The organism is Massilia eurypsychrophila (genome assembly GCF_002760655.1).
In the GTDB taxonomy this organism is placed as follows: domain Bacteria; phylum Pseudomonadota; class Gammaproteobacteria; order Burkholderiales; family Burkholderiaceae_D; genus JAFCUW01.
In genome coordinates this window covers 1-3,269 of sequence record NZ_PDOC01000062.1, presented here as the reverse complement: position 1 = coordinate 3,269, position 3,269 = coordinate 1, and the positions used below count along the sequence as shown (strand labels likewise).

Sequence of the window (3,269 nt, the reverse complement as noted above, 5' to 3'; positions counted from 1 at the left end):
AAGCGCTTCTTCGACAAGGCCATGGGAGCGAACGGCGATCCGGACAAGGTCGCGATTGACAAGAGTGGTGCCAACAAGGCGGCGATCGATGCGATCAACGCCGGCCGCGACGTGCCGATCCTGGTGCTCCAAGTCAAATACCTCAACAACATCGTCGAGCAGGACCATCGCGCCATCAAGCGGGTGACCAGGCCGATGCTCAACTTCAAATCGTTCCGGTCTGCCGGCTCCGTGCTCGCCGGCATCGAGCTGATGCACATGATCCGCAAGGGCCAGTTCGCAATCGACGGCGCTGATGCAATGTCGTTCGCCGACCAATTTTCTGTGCTGGCAGGAATAGTCCGTCCGGTTTGAGCGGCACAATGCCGTCCTAGGGAAATTCTGTCGTTTGATCAACAACGCGACAGAACCTGCAACACTAACTCAACTTTTGGACGACCAGCTGCCATGATGAATCTCGCAAGAATAAACTCGATTTACTCAACATAGCAGATACTTGCAATTATTCAACTAATTTCTAACTCAGTACACTAGCGCGTGAGTTGCGTCAATTACGCGACAGTGCAACACCAGCCAATAGGCCGATGCCTGCGCCTAGCAAACCTGCGATCGCCATCGAACGCCATGGATTTTCATGCACTATATTGTCGGTCGAGGTGGCGATGTCTTTCGCCGTATTGATCGCAATTTTTTCCAGTTCATGTGTCTTGGAAATGGTGGAGGAAAGTAGCTGCAAGCTGCGTTTTTCCAGTTCAGCAGTTTTTTCGCCAGTGCTCGTACGGGCTTCACTCAACAATTGCTCGACTTCATTAATCATCGAGCGTATTTCATGGCCAACAGTGCTTACGTTCATTTTCGATCCAAACATGCTTATCTCCTTAGGTGATTACTATTCGGCTGCAGGGACGGTATTAAGTCTCCTAATTGATGATCTTCCTCAAAAAAGGAAGACAACAAAGCTTATGCCAAAGAATTTTTTATCGGCGTTCAATTCCGCACGTCATATTGACTTGCCATAACGCAAGAACATTTTAACTCAATGAACTATTGTGATTATTTATCAGCCTGAGCGCGCAGCGTAGAAAGTTATTTAGCATGTGCGGCCGCTCGCAGGCCTTAATTTAATGGTTTTTCAAGTTTCGGCATCCGAGTCCTTTCGAGTAGTTCTGCTGAGCACGTTTTAACGACTGCATGCTGAGACCATTTCACCGCCAGAGCATCAACCCGTCGGAGATTCGCCACCAACTGACCAGACCATACTTCAGCAAGCATCTCGTCTTGGTGTGCCCATGCTCTTTGAATACTAATAACGGTTCTGTCGCGTTGTTGATCAAACGACAGAATTTCCCTAGGGAAGCGCTGAACAATCGATGATTTCTGTGCAGACGACGCGCTCAACAGGGCCGCGTTTTTGGGGTACCTAAATTTTTATTTTCACGCATTCAAACCCGCGAATTTTGCCAATTTTGATGCATTTACCCCGTGCTTCCGTCCTCAGGGAGGAGCTCGGGTTTCAGAGACCCGAAATTGCCGGCCAGCCAGGACCGGATTCGCGAAGCCGAACAACGTGAACAGTTGCGCGGCGGTTTCAAGTACCAAGCGCAACACTGGGTTAATTAACATTGTCGGTTGAATGTTGAAGCAGTGCTATATGCCGAGTATAAACGACGAGCGGCGAGTCAGAATTGAACCTCGCTCTCGGGCGCGTATTGAGCGACAGGGCGATGGCATCGAGTTCGTCTTGGGAGTAAATCGACAGGTCCGATCCCTTTGGCATGTACTGGCGCAGCAGTCCATTTGTGTTCTCGTTTGAGCCACGCTGCCACGGGCTGTGCGGATCGGCAAAGTAGATCTGGACACCCGTGCGTTCGGTAAGTATTTTGTGGCCGTGCATCTCGCGGCCCTGATCGTAAGTCATGGTCTTTCGCATTACCGCCGGCTCACGGTTGAGCACTGCCGAGAAGCTGTCGACGACGGTTTTGGTGGTGGCGTTGTCCATCTTGGCAAGCACCACAAAGCCGGTCGTGCGTTCGACCAGCGTGCCGACCGAGGAGCGGTTGCCAGCACCCTTGATCAGGTCGCCTTCCCAGTGGCCCGGGATGAGGCGATCCTCGACCTCTGGAGGGCGGATATGGATGCTCTGCATGTCCTGGATCTGGTAGCGCCTGTCGTCACCTCGACTGCGCGGTTTGCGTACCTGGTTGTGGTGGCCCCTCTGTGCCAATATAACTTGAGACACCTGCCCAACTAATTTAGAGTACAGCGGCAGGATCCAATTATGCGCAACCGAAAGCAGCAAATTTCAAATATCACAGACGCCCGTCCTTGACCCTGAGGTGGTGCCAACGGCCAAACGCCGCAGCTTTTCCAAAGCCGAGAAACTGCGCATCCTGGCAGCTGCCGACGCCTGCATGGCGCCCGGCGACATCGGTGCCCTGCTGCGCCGTGAGGGGATCTACTCGTCGCACCTGGCCACCTGGCGCAAGCAGCGTCAGCGCGCCGGCGAGGCCCGACTGGTCGAGGGAAAGCGTGGTCCGAAGGTGAATCCCGCAGCGGCACAGGATCGCCTGGTTCTTCAATTGCAGACCGAGGTCGAGCGTCTGCGCAACAAGCTCGCCAAGGCCGATTTGATCATTGACGTCCAAAAAAAACTTTCCATCCTGCTGGGAGTGAGCACGTCGGACACCACCGGCGGGCCGAAGTGATGAGTGCCGTCATGAGCTTGGCCGACGAGGTTGGTGTAGCTGCGGCATGCCGTGCATTGCGCATGCCGCGCAGCGCCCTGTATCGCGACCGTGCAGCACGCCATGTCTGCCAGCTACCAGCCCCGGTTGCAGCGCCGCGGCGGCGCCCGCCATTGGCGCTGTCCAAGCATGAACAGCGTGTCGTTCTCGACGTGCTCAATAGCCCGCGCTTCGTCAACTGCGCACCTGCAGCGATCTATGCCCAGCTGCTCGATGAGGGCCGCTACATTGCCTCGGTGCGCACGATGTATCGCCTGCTGCAAGGCTGTGCCTCTGTGCGCGAACGGCGCAATCAACTGCGCCATCCCGAGTACGCCAAGCCGGAGCTTCTGGCCGTCACACCCAACCAGGTGTGGAGCTGGGACATCACGAAACTGAAAGGTCCGGTTCGGGGCACCTGCTTCCATCTCTACGTCATCCTCGACATCTTCAGCCGCTATGTCGTGGGCTGGATGGTGGCCGAAAAAGAGAGCGCAGAACTGGCCGAGCAACTGATTGCCGACAGCGCCATGAAGGAGAACATCA

General features: G+C 54.9%; 5 protein-coding genes. 3 read left to right on the top strand and 2 right to left on the bottom strand.

Annotated elements, in window-relative coordinates:
* The coding region (locus tag CR105_RS27155) for a DDE-type integrase/transposase/recombinase (protein WP_143752830.1) at nt 1-354 on the top strand (354 nt) is incomplete at its 5' end.
* Between the two features lie 193 nt (nt 355-547).
* Here the strand turns inward: CR105_RS27155 and CR105_RS27150 are convergent.
* Complete coding sequence (locus tag CR105_RS27150) at nt 548-868, bottom strand: ElaB/YgaM/YqjD family protein (RefSeq protein ID WP_099794060.1); 321 nt, start codon at nt 866-868, stop codon at nt 548-550.
* 744 nt (nt 869-1,612) lie between these two features.
* The gene (locus CR105_RS27145) at nt 1,613-2,299 is read right to left on the bottom strand and encodes an IS30 family transposase (protein ID WP_267873922.1); all 687 of its coding nucleotides are present in this window, start codon (nt 2,297-2,299) and stop codon (nt 1,613-1,615) included.
* Nucleotides 2,300-2,339: 40 nt separating this feature from the next.
* Between CR105_RS27145 and CR105_RS27140 the strand changes: the two genes are divergently transcribed.
* Together CR105_RS27140 and CR105_RS27135 are read left to right on the top strand one after the other, a co-directional pair.
* A complete protein-coding gene (locus tag CR105_RS27140) occupies nt 2,340-2,705 on the top strand; it encodes a helix-turn-helix domain-containing protein (protein WP_229414152.1) in 366 nt (121 codons plus the stop codon).
* Between the two features lie 11 nt (nt 2,706-2,716).
* The coding region (locus CR105_RS27135; RefSeq protein ID WP_180288334.1) for a DDE-type integrase/transposase/recombinase at nt 2,717-3,269 on the top strand (553 nt) is incomplete at its 3' end.